This window comes from Verticiella alkaliphila (genome assembly GCF_018904615.1).
GTDB classification, from domain to species: Bacteria; Pseudomonadota; Gammaproteobacteria; order Burkholderiales; family Burkholderiaceae_B; genus Verticiella; species Verticiella alkaliphila.
Genome location: NZ_JADCNH010000032.1, coordinates 31,459 through 45,904, shown reverse-complemented (window position 1 = coordinate 45,904; position 14,446 = coordinate 31,459). Strand labels below are relative to the sequence as shown.

Here is a 14,446-nt window from a genome sequence, read left to right as displayed (position 1 = left end):
GGTGGCGCCGGTGGCGCCCATGCCGTGCACCGGGCCGTCCGGAGCCGCCGTGGAGGCGACAGCGGCGGTGGCGTCGGGCGCCGGGTGACGTGCCTTGGCGAAGGCCGCGTCGAAGGCCTTCAGGCTGGGCTTGACGCCCACGCCGCCGCGCGTGATGGTGGATTCGAAATCCGCCCGGGAGAACGGCAGGGTGCCGGTGGCCGCCAGCGCACCGAAGAGCACGGCACTGATGACGCTGCCCGCCTGCACGGCGGTCTCGGCCATGTCGAAGCGCACGAAGTGCCGGGCGGCGCGCTCGGCGTGGGCCAGCAGCTCCCGGCTGTCCACTCGGCCATCGCCCAGGGCGGACTTCTCCGCAATCGAATAGACGCGGTGGGTGGAACTCACGAGCGTGGTGCGATCCGGCGTGACCAGCCCGCGCTGCACGGCGCGCCCGGCCTCCATCAGTTCGGAGGCGAGCACGATGTCCACGTCGCCCGGCAGGGGCATCAGGGCCAGCACCGGGGCGCCGCCGGCCTTCTGGGCCGCGTTCGCCGGGAAGAGCTCCACGTAGTAGATCGTGGCGCCCGTGCGCTGGGCCACGCCCGGCACGGAGGTGGTCTGGGCGATGTAGCCGTTGTGCTCGCCCAGATCGACGATCCAGTCGGCCAGCACGCCGCCGCCTTCGCCGCCCATGGCGAGGATCGCGATCTTGATCGGTTGCGCGTTCATGCCGCGTCTCCTAGAAGGCCAGGCGGGCGCGACGACGCGCCGCGGCCGATTGCAGCCAGCCGATCACGCGGCCGCGCACGCGCTCGAGCAGGCGATCCCAGCGCGTGGGGTTGGACACGATCTGCGCGCGATAGAACGAGGGGCACAGCACGGCGGCGTGCGAGACCTCGCCGCACATGCCGCAGCCCACGCAGCTGTCGAGCACCGTGGCCACCGGGTCCTGCCGCAGGGGATCGGGATTGGGTTTGATGGACAGCGACGGACAGCCCGAGATGCGGATGCAGGAGTGATCCCCGGTGCAGGTGTCCGAATCCACGCCGAAGCGCTCGCGCACCACGCGCTTGCCCTCGGATGTGGCCTTGCGCACCAACGGCTTTTCACGACGCTGGCGATTGAGCATGCATTCGCTCTGCGCGATCACCACCTTCGGGCCGGGCTCCTGCGTAGTGAGCGCCTCGCGCAGCACGTCACGCATGCCGGCCACGTCGTAGGTCCGTGACACGGTGCGGGCCCACTTGACGCCCACGCCACGCACGGCCGATTCGATCTCGTGGCCGGTGCTGCGAGTGGGATTGGTCGCTGTCGAGGACAGAATGTCCTGCCCACCCGTGGCCGACGTGTAGTTGTTGTCGACCACGATGGTGAGGTTGTTGCTGCGGTTGAACACCGCATTGGCGATGCCGCTGGTCAGACCGTTGTGCCAGAAGCCGCCGTCGCCCATGACGGCGATGGCCCGCTTGTCGGCGTTCGTGTTGAGTGCCGCGGCGCCTGCCGCACCCAGGCCGTAGCCCATGGTGGTGTTGCCCAGGTTGAAGGGCGGCAGGATGGAGAAGAGATGACAGCCGATGTCCGCGCTGATGTGGTGCGGGCCGAGTTCGCGCTCGACGAGCTTCATGGCCGCGAAGATCGGCCGCTCCGGACAGCCCGTGCAAAAGCCGGGCGGGCGGGCATGCACGCTGTCATTGAGCGGGCGCTTGGCCTCGGCCACCAGCGGAATCACCTTCTGCTGCGGCACCACCGGCGCCGGGACGTCGATCAGGCCATAGCGTTCCAGGAACGCTTGCGCGCCCTGCTTGACGACCGCCGCCGTGTACTCGCCCGCCACCGGCAGCAGATCCTTGCCGTGCAGCGCGGCGGCGATGCCCGCCTGGCGCAGGATGGTGGCGATGTTCTGTTCGATGTAGTTGGGCTGGCCTTCCTCGATCACCAGCACCGCGCGTTTGTCGGCACAGAAGCGGCGCACCTCGTCGTCCACCACCGGGTAGGCCACGTTCATCACGTATAGCGGCACCTGGGAATTGCCGTAGATGTCGGCCATGCCCAGGCGCTCCAGCGCGCGCAGCACGGTGTTGTAGACCCCACCCTGCAACAGAATGCCCACGTCGGCCGTGTCCTCGGCGAACACCTCGTTCAGGCCGTGGTCCTGGATGTACTTGACCGCCGCGGGCCAGCGCTCACGGATCTTCTCCTGCTCGTGCAGGAAGCTCGCGGGCGGCAACACGATGCGGTCCACGTCACGCTGCGGCTGCTCGAGCGCGTCCTTGAGCGTGAAGCTGGGCTTGACGTTGTCCGAGGCCGTGAACTGGCCGTGCACGTGACAGGCGCGGATGCGCACCTGCAGCATCACGGGGGTATGGCTGGCCTCGGAGAGCGCAAAGCCATGCTTGACCGCATCCACGATGCTGGGCAGGTTGGGGCGCGGGTCGAGCATCCAGATCTGCGATTTCATGGCGAAGGCGTGGCTGCGCTCCTGCATGATCGAGGAGCCCTCGCCGTAGTCTTCGCCCACGATGACGAGCGCGCCGCCCGTGACCCCGCCCGAGGCGAGGTTGGCAAGCGCGTCGGACGCCACGTTGGTGCCCACCGTCGCCTTGAAGGTGACGGCGCCGCGCAGCGGGTAGTTCACCGAGGCGGCCAGCGTGGCGGCGGCCGTGGCCTCGCTCGCGCTGTTCTCGAAGCGGATGCCATTCTCCGCGAGGATGTCCTGCGCGTCGGCCAGCACGTCCATCAGGTGCGAGATGGGCGCGCCCTGGTAGCCCGCCACGTAGGCCACGCCGGATTCCAGCAAAGCCTTGGTGATGGCGAGGATGCCCTCGCCACTGAAGACCTCGCCTTCACCCAGGCGCAGCTTCTTCACTTCTTCCGCAAAGGATCTTTCCGCCATGTCGCGAGGCCTCCGGCTGTCGCTGCGGGGGCGATCGTCTCGCGCACCACGCAAGTGATTTAGCTTTGAATATATGAATATTCATGGAACATTATGCAACTCGTATGCCAGAATCGCGCATCCAGACAAACCCTCGGTATGGCGCGAATTCCTGACAACGGGCGTGGGCCATCATCGGGATTGGATGCGTCACGGTGGTGCTTGCCGCCACGCGAAAGCACCGAGACCGTGCCTGCCCAGACACCGCAAGAGGACTGCATGAAAACGGCGGAATCCCGCACCCCGGCACCCGTGCCGGGCGACGATGGCGAGGCCTTCGTCGATGACTACCTGCCCGCGCTGCTCGCGCAGGCGAGCCGCCTGATCTCGCACGAGTTCCACCGGGTGGTGCTCGCCCATGGGCTGACGGTGTCGGATTGGCGGGTGCTGGCCTCATTGGCCGGCGGGCGCGCGATGAGCATCGGCGGGCTGGCCAGCATGTCGGTGACCAAGCAGCCCACCGTGACACGCATGCTCGACCGCCTGGAAGCCAAGGGCGACGTCGAGCGGCTGTCGCATGCCAAGGATCGCCGGGTGACGCTCGTGCGCATCACGGCGCAAGGCCAGGCCACCGTGGCCCGGCTGATGGAGCTCGCCAAGGAGCACGAACGCCAGGTGATGGAGCCGTTCGGCCTGGAGCGGGGGGAACAGTTGAAGGTGATGCTGCGCCGCATGATCGAGCAGCGGCGCGGGGCGGAGATGGCGAGCGAGGCGTGAGCAGGGTCGCCGTCGGCGGGACAGAATGCTTCAGCCCGCCAACGCACGCCGCTCGTGGCAAGCTCAGCTGTCGTAGCCCGGATTGAGCCGGTCCAGCCGGCGCAGCAAGCCCGGCCAGGCCAGCAAGCCCGGGTGTACCGTACGCATCTTGGCGCTGGATTGCCCCACGCCCGCCAGCACCTCGGGGGTGACCTGCGTGAGCTCGGCGCCACCGGACTGCGCCGCCAATTGGATCTGGCAGGCCGTCTCGAAGAAGTACATGTTCACGAAGGCCTGCGGCACGCCCTTGCCGGCGACGAGCAGGCCGTGGTTGCGCAGCATCAAGTAGTTGTGGGTGCCCAGATCCGCCACCAGGCTCACGCGCTCTTCGTCGTTGACGGCCAGGCCCTGGTAATCGTGGTATGCCAGATCGCGCGTGATGAATGTGGATTGCTGGGAGATCGGCAAGAGGCCGTCGCGCTGGGCGCTCACGCCCACGCCGGCACGGGTATGCGTGTGGATCACGCACCCCACGTCCGGGCGCGCCTCGTGGATGGTGCTGTGGATCACGAAGCCCGCACGGTTCACCTCGTACGGGCTGTCCGAGAGCTTGTTGCCCTCCATGTCGATGCGCACCAGCGAGGACGCGGTGATCTCATCGAAGAACATGCCGTAGGGATTGATGAGGAACTGCTCCTCGCCACCCGTCACGCTTTCCGGCAGCTTGGCGCTGATGTGCGTAAAGATGAGATCGCTCATGCCGTACATCGCCACCAGGCGATAACAGGCGGCGAGCTCGACGCGAAGACGCCATTCGTCTTCGTGCACGACGTGTTGGAGGGTAGCGGGTTCGGTCATGGGCGTGTCTCCTCAGTTAGGTCTTGACTGACCATGATAGCGAGCGACTGTAGCAGTCATGGCCAATAAAACCCGGGTTATATTCGTCGGTCATCAAATGGCCGTCAAATGGCGTGCGATACACAAGTTGTTGAATTAGCGCGACTAATGCTGGGTGGGTTGGCTATCCACCATGTCTCGTCAAATGGCGATCAAATGCGGCAAGTCCCAAGGAAAGACCACAAAGCCCGGTTAGGCACTCTTAGCCCAATGAGGGACATACCTCATGAAACGTCTGCCGGCATTCTCGTCGTGAGGATGGATAAGGCCGGTTTCCACGGTGTCTTTGATCAAGCGAGAGACGATGGCGCTGTTCGCCTGGGGAATTCCAAACCGCTCTCTCAGGGACGTGTTCGTCATCATGTCACGTTGAACGTATCGCAGGCTGGCGTGGAGATAGGTTGCTCTGATCTTGTCCGCCTTGTCCATCTGGTTGTAGGACGAATAGGAAAATAGTGTCGAGCGAAAGCTATCGTCCTCGGAACGGAATTCCGGCGCCGGCAGCTGCGCCATTTCGGTAGCCTGAACGACTTTGTCGATGCCACTGCCGCGCTCCTCGCACACCCCGAATCGCCGCATGAGAGCTGCAAGTGCCTCATTTCGGGAGCGTGGTGCTTTGTCCAGCAACCGGTCTACCGGCATGAGCGGCGTACCAGGATTCGTGATCTCGATGCGTCCGGGAAAGATCTCGACGAGGGGACCAGCACCGGTGATCGTGAAGTCTTGATGGATGAGCGCATTCGCGATGAGCTCCCGAATGGCGATTTCGGGATACATAGGGGTCGCCCGGCGAAGCGCCTGCCCGATGATCTCGTTGTTAGGCACGAAGCGATGAATATAAGCAAGCAGATCACGGAATCCAGACGCGTATCCGCGGGTCTCCATGTGCTCCGAGCCTGACGATACCCGTCCGTTCTCTCCGTAGCGAATGACGCGAACAGCCTTGCGCCCGAGCCTCTCGAAGTCCGACAGACGCCTCGCGAAAAGAACAGCTCCCAGATTCGTGATGGCCCAGTCACCCTCGTCCTCGATCTCGATCAGACGATCATCTGCGAGTGCCTGCAGGATGCCTTGCCGATGCTCAGGAAGCGGAAGTTCGCGAAGATCAAAGTAGGCAGGGTAGTCCAGTAGCTGTGTCACATCGCCTTCGGAAAGGCCCACCAGGGCAGCGTGTCTTTCGAACGGGACTGCGTCGAAAAGCCGCCAAAGGACGCGTTCTTTCTCGGGTGCCTCTTTCAGTGGCTTCTTGTAAGAGCTGACCCGTATGAACTCGGTGCCGAAGAATGCGACGGGGCGATTAGAGGCGCGAGCGACCTTCAGGATGACGACACGTTTGGCGTCCACCGTCAGTTCGTAGAAATGGAAGCTCACCTGAGGGACCAGGCTACGCAGGAGCCAGGCCTCAAGGGCTTCATTGCCCCGTCTAGCCTCGGCTGGACGGAACGCGGTGCCGACGATCTCACGGCTTTCGTCGTCGACGCCCCAAATCACATAGCCGTGACTCTTGCCGCAAATCGTCGCTGAATTGGCAAGTGCGGAGATGTACTCGCCGATCTCCGAGGGGTTTTCATTGCCCGCCTTGAACTCCAACCATTCACTCTCAGCGTCCTCGCTGATAAGCCGCTGGACTAAAGTCTGGAGACGGCGGGGGTAGCGAATTTCCTCATTCATGGCGAGAGTCTGGCCTGCGCAGGCCGGAGTTTGCGACTCCTGCATTCTCGCAGAACTGCAACGTGGCTTACCAAGCCTGAGGCATTGACGGCTACAGCCGGTCCAGCCGATCCCCGATCTCGAACCCGGGCATCTCGTCCAGGCCCTTGCCCACGGCCAGCACCTTGAAGAGCTCGCCCATTTCGGCTTCAGATACCAGCTTCTGCACGGCATTCAGGCTGCGCGCGTAGGCCGTGGCGTCGCGTGCCTGCAGCGCTTGCAAATGGCCTGACAATCCGGCGTTGAGCAGGTAGCGTCCCTGGGCGGTGTAGCCGAGTACGTCCAACTCGCCTTCCAGGGCCGCATCGGCCATGGCGGTGAAGTCCACGTGGGCGGTGATGTCCTGGATGCCGGGCCAGGCGAGCGCGTCCGCATGCGCCACGTGGCGCAGGTGGCACATGAGCGTGCCTTCGGCGCGCTGCGGATGGTAGTACTCGTGCCGCGGGAATCCGTAGTCGATCAAGAGCAGCGCGCCGTGGGCGAGCCAGGTGCCAACGCCCTGCACGAAGGCCTCGGCCTGCAGGTTGATCTCGCTCAGGTAGCCGGGCAATGGGGGCAATCGATCCTCGGCCATCGCCGCGAGCGCGGGAGCGGCAGGGCGGTCCTCCCAGGCGAAGGCGTCGCCTTCGCGCACCACGCCCCGCTCCTGAAGCGTGCCGTCCTCGCTGCGCCGCACCAAATGCACGGGCATGGCATCCAGCACTTCATTGGCCACGGCGCAGCCAACGAAGCCGCGCGGCAGGGCGTCGAGCCAGCGCACACGCTCGCCAAAGCGGGCCAGCCGCGTCTGTTGCCGCTCGCGCAGGTCAGCCGAGACCTCCAGGATGCTGTAGCGGACTTCCAGCCCCTGGTCGGCCAGGGCCTCGAGCAGCGCTTCGGCGAGGGCACCCGTGCCGGCACCGAACTCCAGGACTTCCAGGCTACCCGTCTCGCGCAGCACGCGGCCCACCGGGCCGGCCAGCGTCGCGCCAAAGAGCGGCGTCAGCTCGGGCGCCGTGACGAAATCGCCGTCGGCGGCGAACTTGCGGCTGCCCGCGGCGTAGTAACCCAGGCCTGGCGCGTACAGCGCGTCGGCCATGAAATCCGCGAAGGATAGCCAGCCGCCGCCGGCGTCGATCCGCGTACGCAGGTGCGCTGCAACGCGAGTCGAATGGGCGCGGCTGTCGTCGTCTGGCAGGGGCAGGCCGGTGGCGGCGCTGGCTGTCTGTGGACGCGTGTCGCCAGCCTCGACAGCGCCGGCGTTCTGTCGTGGCGCGCCGTGCGGGTCGACGGCGCTGGCTGCCTGTCTCGACGGGCTGTCCTGGCCCGAGAAGGGCGCGCTCTGGTGGTCGTGGCTCATGCGCTCAGCCTCGCGCCGACGCTACCAGCGTGCCCACCCAGTCGATGGGCGGCAGACCTTGTTCGACCAGCCATTCGTTCGCCCGGCGAAAGTGTCCGCAGCCGATGAACGGCACGGGCGGGCGCGTCGCCGACAAGGGGGAGGGGTGATTGGACGAGAGCACGAGATGCGGCGAGCCACGCGGAATCAGGGCCTGCTTGCTCTGGGCATGGGCGCCCCACAGGAGGAACACCTTGGGCGCGTCATCGGCCGCCACGGCGGAGATCACGCTATCCGTGAAGGCTTCCCAGCCGCGCTTGGCGTGCGAGGCGGCCTGGCCGTCCTCGACTGTCAGCATGGCATTGAGCAGCAGCACGCCCTGCTTGCCCCAGCGGGTCAGATCGTTGTCGAACTGCGCGGCATCGCCCCCCAGGCTGGCAGCGATCTCCGCGAAGATGTTGCGCAGGCTCGGCGGGCGCCGCTCGCACGTGGGCACTGAGAAGCTCAATCCCTGAGCCTGTCCCGGTCCATGATATGGGTCCTGTCCGAGGATCACGGCGCGCACCTGGTAAGGCGCCGTGAGCTCGAGCGCTCGGAAGGGATGCGAGGGGTAAATCACCGCACCGGCCTCGAGCCGCTCGGCGATGTAGGCATCGAGGGCGGCGAAGCCGGGCGAGGCGAGGACGTCCGCCAGCGCAGGCTTCCAGGGTTCGGGCAGCCACTCGACGTGGGCCGAGAGGGGTTCCCGCAGTCGATTCGGGGCGAACTGGCTCATGGGCGCTCCTGGGCGATCGTGCCGCGAGCCGCACGCCCGGCAACGCCGGGCGCGCCATGCATCGTCAGCATCCCCATCATGCCGCGAAGAGCCGCTGCAGTTCCACGCCCGGATCGTCCGCGCGCATGAAGCTCTCGCCCACCAAGAAGGCTTCGACGCCGCGTTCGCGCAGGCGCTTCACGTCTTCCGGCGTGGACACGCCACTCTCGGTGATGACCCGGCGATCGGCCGGGATGCTCGAGAGCAGGCCCAGCGTCGTGTCCAGCGTGACGTCGAAAGTGCGCAGGTTGCGGTTGTTGATGCCGATGAGCGGCGTGCGCAGCGTGAGCGCCACGTCCAGCTCGGCTGCATCGTGCACTTCGACCAGCACGTCCATGCCCAGGCCGTGGGCCAGCGCCTCCAGGTCGCGCAGGCGGGCGGGCTCGAGCGCCGCGACGATGAGCAGGATGCAATCCGCCCCGAGCGCGCGCGCTTCGGCCACCTGGTAACTGTCGATGATGAAGTCCTTGCGCAGCACGGGCAGCGAACACGCGGCACGGGCCTGGCGCAGGAAATCATGCGCGCCCTGGAAGAACTGCACGTCGGTGAGCACCGACAGGCAGGCCGCACCATGGGCCGCATAGGTGCCGGCAATCACGGAGGGATGGAAATCCGCCCGGATCACGCCCTTGGAGGGCGACGCCTTCTTGATTTCAGCGATCACACCGGGGCGGCCGCTGGCGATGGTCGCTTCCAGGGCCGCGGCAAAGCCGCGCACGTCCTGGCGCAGCTCGGCCTCGCGGCGCAGTTCGGATTCGCTGCGCAGCTGGCGCGCAGTGGCGACTTCCTCGGCCTTGACGGCGAGAATGCGTTGGAGAACGTCGTTCATAGGATGATGTTCTGAGTCAGGCGAATCGCCGGGTGTAGGCAGCGAACTGTTCGAGTTTCTCGCGTGCTGCCCCACTGGCGATCAGGTCGAAGGCCTTGCGGATGCCTTCGTCGATAGAGCCGGCCAGGTTGGCTGCATACAGCGCGAGCCCGGCGTTGTAGCCGACGATGTCGCGTGCGGTGCCGGGCGTATTGTCCAGGGCCTCGATCACGCGGTCACGGGATTCGTCCCGTCCGGCCACCTTGATGCTGCGGTTGGAGACCATGGCCATGCCGTAGTCCTCGGGATGGATCTGGTATTCGGCGACTTCGCCGTCCTTGAGTTCCCCGACCAGGGTGGCTGCCCCGAGCGAGGCCTCGTCCATGCCGTCCATGCCGTGCACGACGAGCACGTGACGCGAGCCCAATCGCTGCAAGACACGTACCTGAATGCCGACCAGATCAGGGTGGAAGACACCCATCAGTTGATTGGCGGCGCGGCCGGATTGGTGAGAGGACCCAGGATATTGAAGATCGTGCGCACGCCCAGTTCCTTGCGCACGGCAGCCACGTGCTTCATGGCGCCGTGGTGGGCCGGGGCGAACATGAAGCCGATGCCCGTGGCGTCCACGCACTCGGCGATCTGCTCGGGCGAGAGCGCGAGATTCACGCCCAGGGCTTCGAGCACATCCGCGCTGCCCGAGGAGGACGAAGCGCTGCGGTTGCCGTGCTTGGCGATGCGCGCGCGCCCGCGGCGGCAACGAACATGGCCGTGGTGCTGATGTTGAAGGTGTGGCTGCCGTCGCCGCCCGTGCCGCACATGTCGAGCAGGTTGGCCGGGTCCGACGCCTTCACGGGCGTGGCGAACTCGCGCATCACCTGCGCGGCGGCGGCGATCTCGCCGATCGTCTCCTTCTTCACGCGCAGGCCCAGCAGCAGGGCCGCGGTGAGGGACTCGGACAGCTCGCCACGCATGATGCGCCGCATCAGGTGCAGCATCTCGTCGTGGAAGATCTCGCGGTGCTCGATGCAGCGCGTCAGGGCGTCATTGATCGAAATGGCGGTCATGGCTGTCTCCGTCAGAGGACGAGGAAGTTCTTCAGGAGCGCGTGGCCGTGCTCGCTCAGGATCGACTCGGGGTGGAACTGGACGCCGTAGATCGGCAGGCTGGTGTGACGCAGACCCATGATCTCGCCATCGGCGGTCTCGGCCGTCACGGCCAGGCAGTCGGGCAGGGAGGCGCGCTCGACGGCGAGCGAATGATAGCGCGTGACGGTGTAGGGCGAGGGCAGCCCGGCGAAGACGTCGCAGTCCTCGTGGGTGATGGGCGATGTCTTGCCGTGCATCACCACTTGCGCGCGCACGACCTTGCCGCCAAAGGCCTCGCCGATGGCCTGATGGCCCAGGCACACGCCCAGGATCGGCAGGCGGCCCGCGAAGTGGCGGATGGCGGCGATCGAGATGCCGGCCTGCGCCGGGGCGCAGGGCCCGGGCGAGATGCACAGGCGATCCGGTGCCAGGGCTTCGATCTCCTCGATCGTGATCTGGTCGTTGCGGGCAACGTGGACATCCTCACCGAGCTCGCCGAAGTACTGCACGAGGTTGTAGGTGAAGGAGTCGTAGTTGTCGATCATCAGCAGGCGGGCCATGGTCATTGGCCTCGCGTGGCGATGAGTGCAGACGTGACGGGGCTGCGCAGGGCGTTGCGTGCGAATGCAGGGGGTGTGATCGGGTGGCGCGTGGATGGCATGGGGGCAATCTCCTTGGGTAGGGGAGCCGCCTTGCCGGAGAGCTTCTAATGCACCTTGTCTGCCGGTTCGGCGGCAAGGTGCGGCGCGTGCCGCAACAACGTGCCGCTTCCTAGAGGAAGCGCCACCACTGGGCAGGACGGGCAGAAGCGAAACGGATCATGATCTCGAGAGGGTATGAGCCCTGCAGCGGGCGCAGCGCGAGCGCGCACCCAGAGGATGAGCGATTCTATCACGGGCGACAATCGCCCCGAATCCATCGGCGAGATGCGCTGTGTCATCATCGCGGGCAGCCTGAGTTATTCCCGCGCGCCATGCCTCTGTCGTTTCCTCCGCTGCGCCTCGTCGCGGCCTTCTTCTCGTCACTATCGAGCACAGGCCTGATCCTGGGCACGCTCTTCTTTGCGGCCTCCCTCACGCCCAGCCTCGTGCCACGCTCGCCCCTGATCCAGGGGGCGCTGGGCGGGCTGTGCTTGGCAGCGGGCTACGGCATCGGCGTATTGCTGCGGCTGGCATGGGCCGCGCTGGGCCTGCCCTCGGCCCAGGGCCGCGCGCACCGCATCGTGCTGGGGGTGGCCGCCGTGGTCTGCAGCGTCGCGGCCGCTGCCACGTTGTGGTGGTCCACGGGTTGGCAGAATCGCCTGCGCGACTTGATGGGCATGCCCGCCGTGGACGGCGCAGGGCCCTTCACGCTGGCGGTGATGGCGCTGGCGCTGTTTCTCCTGATCGTGCTGGTGTGCCGGCTCTTCGGGCTGGTGGCGCGCCGGTTGTCGGTGCGCCTCGCGCGCCACGTGCCCGGGCCGACGGCGGCGCTGCTCGCCCTCGTGGTCACCTCCGTGCTCTTCTGGAACATCGGCAATGGCTTGCTCGTGCAGGGCGTGATGCGCGCCCTGGACGGCACCTATCGCGAGCTCGACGGCCTCTTCGACGAAGCGAGCACACGGCCGCAGGATCCCTTGAAGACCGGCGGGCCCGGCTCGCTGTTGTCGTGGTCTGACCTCGGCCGGCAAGGGCGCTACATGGTGTCCGCCGCGCCGGATCGAGAGCGCATCGCCGAGTTCACAGGAAGCCCTGCGCTGGAGCCGCTGCGGGTGTATGTCGGCCTCAACTCCGCCGATTCGCCGCAGGCGCGTGCGGCGCTGGCCCTGGCGGAGTTGAAGCGCATCGACGCCTTCTCGCGATCCAACCTTGTCATCGTGACGCCCACGGGCACGGGCTGGGTGGATCCGGAAAGCCAGTCGGCGCTGGAGTATGTGCTGCAGGGCGACGTGGCGACGGTGTCGGTGCAGTACTCCTATCTGGCCAGCTGGATTGCCCTGCTGGCCGATCCGGACTACGGCGTGGAGACGGCGCGTGCCGTGTTCTCGGCGGTGTACGACCACTGGCGCAGCCTGCCCGAGGACGCCCGTCCGCGTCTCTACCTGCACGGTTTGAGCCTGGGCGCCTTGAACTCCAATCTGAGTCATGACCTGCATCAGGTGATTGGCGATCCTTACCACGGCGCGCTGTGGTCGGGGCCACCCTTCAACACGCCGACGTGGCGAGTGGTGACGGCCGATCGCAACCCCGGTACGCCGGCCTGGCTCCCGCAGTTCCGTGACGGGTCGGTGATCCGTTTCACCTCGCAGCACAACGCCCTGGAGGACACGCCCGCGCCCTGGGGGCCGTACCGCGTGGTCTTCCTGCAGTATGCGAGTGATGCGGTCACGTTCTTCGAGCCCAGCGCTCTGTGGCGCCGGCCGGACTGGATGCAGCCGCCGCTCGGGCCGGACGTGGCGCCGGACCTGCGCTGGATTCCGGTGGTGAGCGCGGTGCAGTTGGCGTTCGACGTGATGTTCGCGGTGGAGCCGCCCAAGGGGTACGGGCACACCTATGCCTTCGAACACTACGTGGACGCCTGGGCCTCGCTCACGGATGCACCAGGCTGGTCGGCCGAGGCACTGGACCGCCTCAAACGCGACGGGCCCTGAGCCGGTGGCACGCCTGAGGCGTGCCTGAACTCAGAGCCCGAATTCCAACGCGTTGCGGGAGCCGTCAGCTCGGATTCGCGCGCACGGCCCAATCTGGCAGTTCGCCAGGCACGACACCGAAGAACAGGATGAGCAGCCAGTAGCCCAGGCCGGTAATGACCATGAGCGACAGGACGTTCGTCAGGAAGCCGTGCCGAGCCATCTGACCGATGGTGATGTAGCCCGAGCTGAACACCAGGGCGTTGGGGGGCGTAGCCACCGGCAACATGAACGTCATGGATGCCGCGAGGGTGGCGGGCACCATGAGCAGCAAGGGATTCTCGCCCAGGCTCACCGACAGTCCCGCGACGATGGGAATGAAAGTGGCGGCGGTGGCCGTGTTCGACATGAATTCGGTCATGACCAGCACCGCCAAGGCCACCAGCAGGACGATGCCGATGGTGGGCAGCGCGCTTGCGTAGGTACCCAGCTGGTTGCCGATCCACCCATCCAGCCCCGTGGCCACCACGGCGGCCGACAGGCTCAAGCCACCGCCGAAGAGCACCAGGATCCCCCAGGGCATGTTCTTGGTCATGTCCCAGTCGACCAGGGCACCGCCGTCCTTGTCCCCAGCGGGGATCAGGAAGAGGGCAATGGCCGCGAGAATCGCGATCGAGGCGTCGGACAGGCCCGGGATGAAGTCCTGCAGCAGCGTACGGAAGATCCAGAGCAGGGCCGTGACGACGAATACGATCGCCACCCGCTTCTCGGCGGTGGACCAGCGGCCGATATCGGCCAGCTGGGCCTGGAAGAGTTCGTCGGCGCCCTCGATCGTCTTGCGGTCCAGACGGATGGACACGCGCGTGAGCAGCACCCAGGCACCAAAGAGCATGACGAGCATGATCGGAATGCCGAAGATCATCCATTGCGCGAAGCCGATGTCATAACCGTAGGTCTGGTTCAGCGCACCCGCGAGCAGGGCGTTCGGCGGCGTGCCGATCAGCGTGCCTATGCCCCCGATGGAGGCGGCGTAGGCCACCGAGAGCATCAGGGCCAGCGGAAACTGCGAGGAGCCGCCTTTGTCGGCGATCAGCTTGGCCACGGACAAGGCAACAGGGAACATCATGACGGCCGTGGCCGTATTGGAGACCCACAATCCGCAGAACGCCGTGGCAATCATGAAGCCGGCAACGATGCGGTGCTGTTGCGAGCCCGTGCGCGACACGATGTTCAGCGCGATGCGCCGGTGCAGGCTCCAGCGCTCCATCGCCATGGCGAGAAAGAAACCGCCCATGAAGAGAAAGATGATCGGGTCGCCGTAGGGCGACGTGGCCTCGCGCGCGCTCGTGGCGCCCACCATCGGAAACAGCGCCACCGGCAGCAGGGCCGTGGCCGACACGGGGATGGCCTCGGTGATCCACCAGGTGATCATCAGCAGGGCCACCGCGACGAGCCGCCAGGCTTCTGGCGTCATGCCATCGGGCGCCGGGAACCACAGGACGAGCGCGAAGAGCACGATGCCGACGATCGAGGGGATCGGCTTGACGGAAGGGCGTTCGGTGAGTGTGGGCGTAGGCATGAGCGCGAGCGTGG

The 14,446-nt window shown here is 66.4% G+C and carries 11 protein-coding genes and 1 pseudogene; 2 read left to right on the top strand and 10 right to left on the bottom strand.

Annotated features, from left to right (window positions below):
- Both IMZ29_RS17295 and IMZ29_RS17290 read right to left on the bottom strand, forming a co-directional pair.
- Positions 1-711, bottom strand: a 711-nt coding sequence (locus tag IMZ29_RS17295; RefSeq protein WP_216186419.1) for an indolepyruvate oxidoreductase subunit beta family protein, incomplete at its 3' end; no start/stop codon positions are given.
- Between the two features lie 10 nt (positions 712-721).
- Entirely contained in the window at positions 722-2,875 is a 2,154-nt protein-coding gene (locus IMZ29_RS17290) for a thiamine pyrophosphate-dependent enzyme (protein WP_216186417.1), read from the bottom strand.
- Positions 2,876-3,133: 258 nt separating this feature from the next.
- Between IMZ29_RS17290 and IMZ29_RS17285 the strand changes: the two genes are divergently transcribed.
- Positions 3,134-3,631, top strand: coding sequence for a MarR family winged helix-turn-helix transcriptional regulator (locus tag IMZ29_RS17285; protein ID WP_216186415.1), 498 nt, complete (start codon positions 3,134-3,136; stop codon positions 3,629-3,631).
- Between the two features lie 63 nt (positions 3,632-3,694).
- Here the strand turns inward: IMZ29_RS17285 and IMZ29_RS17280 are convergent, their stop codons facing one another.
- From IMZ29_RS17280 to IMZ29_RS17250, 7 genes and pseudogenes are all read right to left on the bottom strand, one after another.
- A complete protein-coding gene (locus IMZ29_RS17280) occupies positions 3,695-4,468 on the bottom strand; it encodes a class II aldolase/adducin family protein (RefSeq protein WP_216186413.1) in 774 nt (257 codons plus the stop codon).
- Positions 4,469-4,699: 231 nt separating this feature from the next.
- On the bottom strand, positions 4,700-6,178 hold the full coding sequence (locus IMZ29_RS17275) for an ATP-binding protein (protein WP_216186411.1): 1,479 nt from the start codon (positions 6,176-6,178) through the stop codon (positions 4,700-4,702).
- Positions 6,179-6,269: 91 nt separating this feature from the next.
- Positions 6,270-7,556, bottom strand: a complete 1,287-nt coding sequence (locus IMZ29_RS17270) for a class I SAM-dependent methyltransferase (protein WP_216186409.1) — start codon at positions 7,554-7,556, stop codon at positions 6,270-6,272.
- A gap of 4 nt (positions 7,557-7,560) precedes the next feature.
- Positions 7,561-8,310, bottom strand: coding sequence for a uracil-DNA glycosylase (locus tag IMZ29_RS17265; protein ID WP_216186406.1), 750 nt, complete (start codon positions 8,308-8,310; stop codon positions 7,561-7,563).
- Between the two features lie 76 nt (positions 8,311-8,386).
- On the bottom strand, positions 8,387-9,178 hold the full coding sequence (trpC, locus tag IMZ29_RS17260) for an indole-3-glycerol phosphate synthase TrpC (protein ID WP_216186404.1): 792 nt from the start codon (positions 9,176-9,178) through the stop codon (positions 8,387-8,389).
- Between the two features lie 16 nt (positions 9,179-9,194).
- Positions 9,195-10,224, bottom strand: a pseudogene (gene trpD, locus IMZ29_RS17255) (anthranilate phosphoribosyltransferase).
- 11 nt (positions 10,225-10,235) lie between these two features.
- Positions 10,236-10,805, bottom strand: coding sequence for an anthranilate synthase component II (locus IMZ29_RS17250; RefSeq protein ID WP_253207215.1), 570 nt, complete (start codon positions 10,803-10,805; stop codon positions 10,236-10,238).
- Between the two features lie 413 nt (positions 10,806-11,218).
- Between IMZ29_RS17250 and IMZ29_RS17245 the strand changes: the two genes are divergently transcribed.
- Positions 11,219-12,874: an alpha/beta hydrolase gene (locus tag IMZ29_RS17245; protein WP_253207214.1), complete on the top strand. Its 1,656-nt coding sequence runs from the start codon at positions 11,219-11,221 to the stop codon at positions 12,872-12,874.
- Between the two features lie 64 nt (positions 12,875-12,938).
- Here IMZ29_RS17245 and IMZ29_RS17240 read toward each other — a convergent pair whose 3' ends face one another.
- Positions 12,939-14,432 carry an SLC13 family permease gene (locus tag IMZ29_RS17240; protein WP_216186402.1) on the bottom strand — a complete coding sequence of 498 codons (1,494 nt, stop codon included), beginning with the start codon at positions 14,430-14,432 and terminating at the stop codon, positions 12,939-12,941.
- Between the last annotated feature and the right edge of the window lie 14 nt (positions 14,433-14,446).

Bases quoted from the DNA above. Each gene is read 5' to 3' on its own strand.
- IMZ29_RS17290 (WP_216186417.1), bottom strand. From the start codon at position 2,875: ATGGCGGAAAGATCCTTTGCGGAAGAAGTGAAGAAGCTGCGCCTGGGT.
- IMZ29_RS17285 (WP_216186415.1), top strand. From the start codon at position 3,134: ATGAAAACGGCGGAATCCCGCACCCCGGCACCCGTGCCGGGCGACGAT.
- IMZ29_RS17280 (WP_216186413.1), bottom strand. From the start codon at position 4,468: ATGACCGAACCCGCTACCCTCCAACACGTCGTGCACGAAGACGAATGG.
- IMZ29_RS17275 (WP_216186411.1), bottom strand. From the start codon at position 6,178: ATGAATGAGGAAATTCGCTACCCCCGCCGTCTCCAGACTTTAGTCCAG.
- IMZ29_RS17270 (WP_216186409.1), bottom strand. From the start codon at position 7,556: ATGAGCCACGACCACCAGAGCGCGCCCTTCTCGGGCCAGGACAGCCCG.
- IMZ29_RS17265 (WP_216186406.1), bottom strand. From the start codon at position 8,310: ATGAGCCAGTTCGCCCCGAATCGACTGCGGGAACCCCTCTCGGCCCAC.
- trpC (WP_216186404.1), bottom strand. From the start codon at position 9,178: ATGAACGACGTTCTCCAACGCATTCTCGCCGTCAAGGCCGAGGAAGTC.
- IMZ29_RS17250 (WP_253207215.1), bottom strand. From the start codon at position 10,805: ATGGCCCGCCTGCTGATGATCGACAACTACGACTCCTTCACCTACAAC.
- IMZ29_RS17245 (WP_253207214.1), top strand. From the start codon at position 11,219: ATGCCTCTGTCGTTTCCTCCGCTGCGCCTCGTCGCGGCCTTCTTCTCG.
- IMZ29_RS17240 (WP_216186402.1), bottom strand. From the start codon at position 14,432: ATGCCTACGCCCACACTCACCGAACGCCCTTCCGTCAAGCCGATCCCC.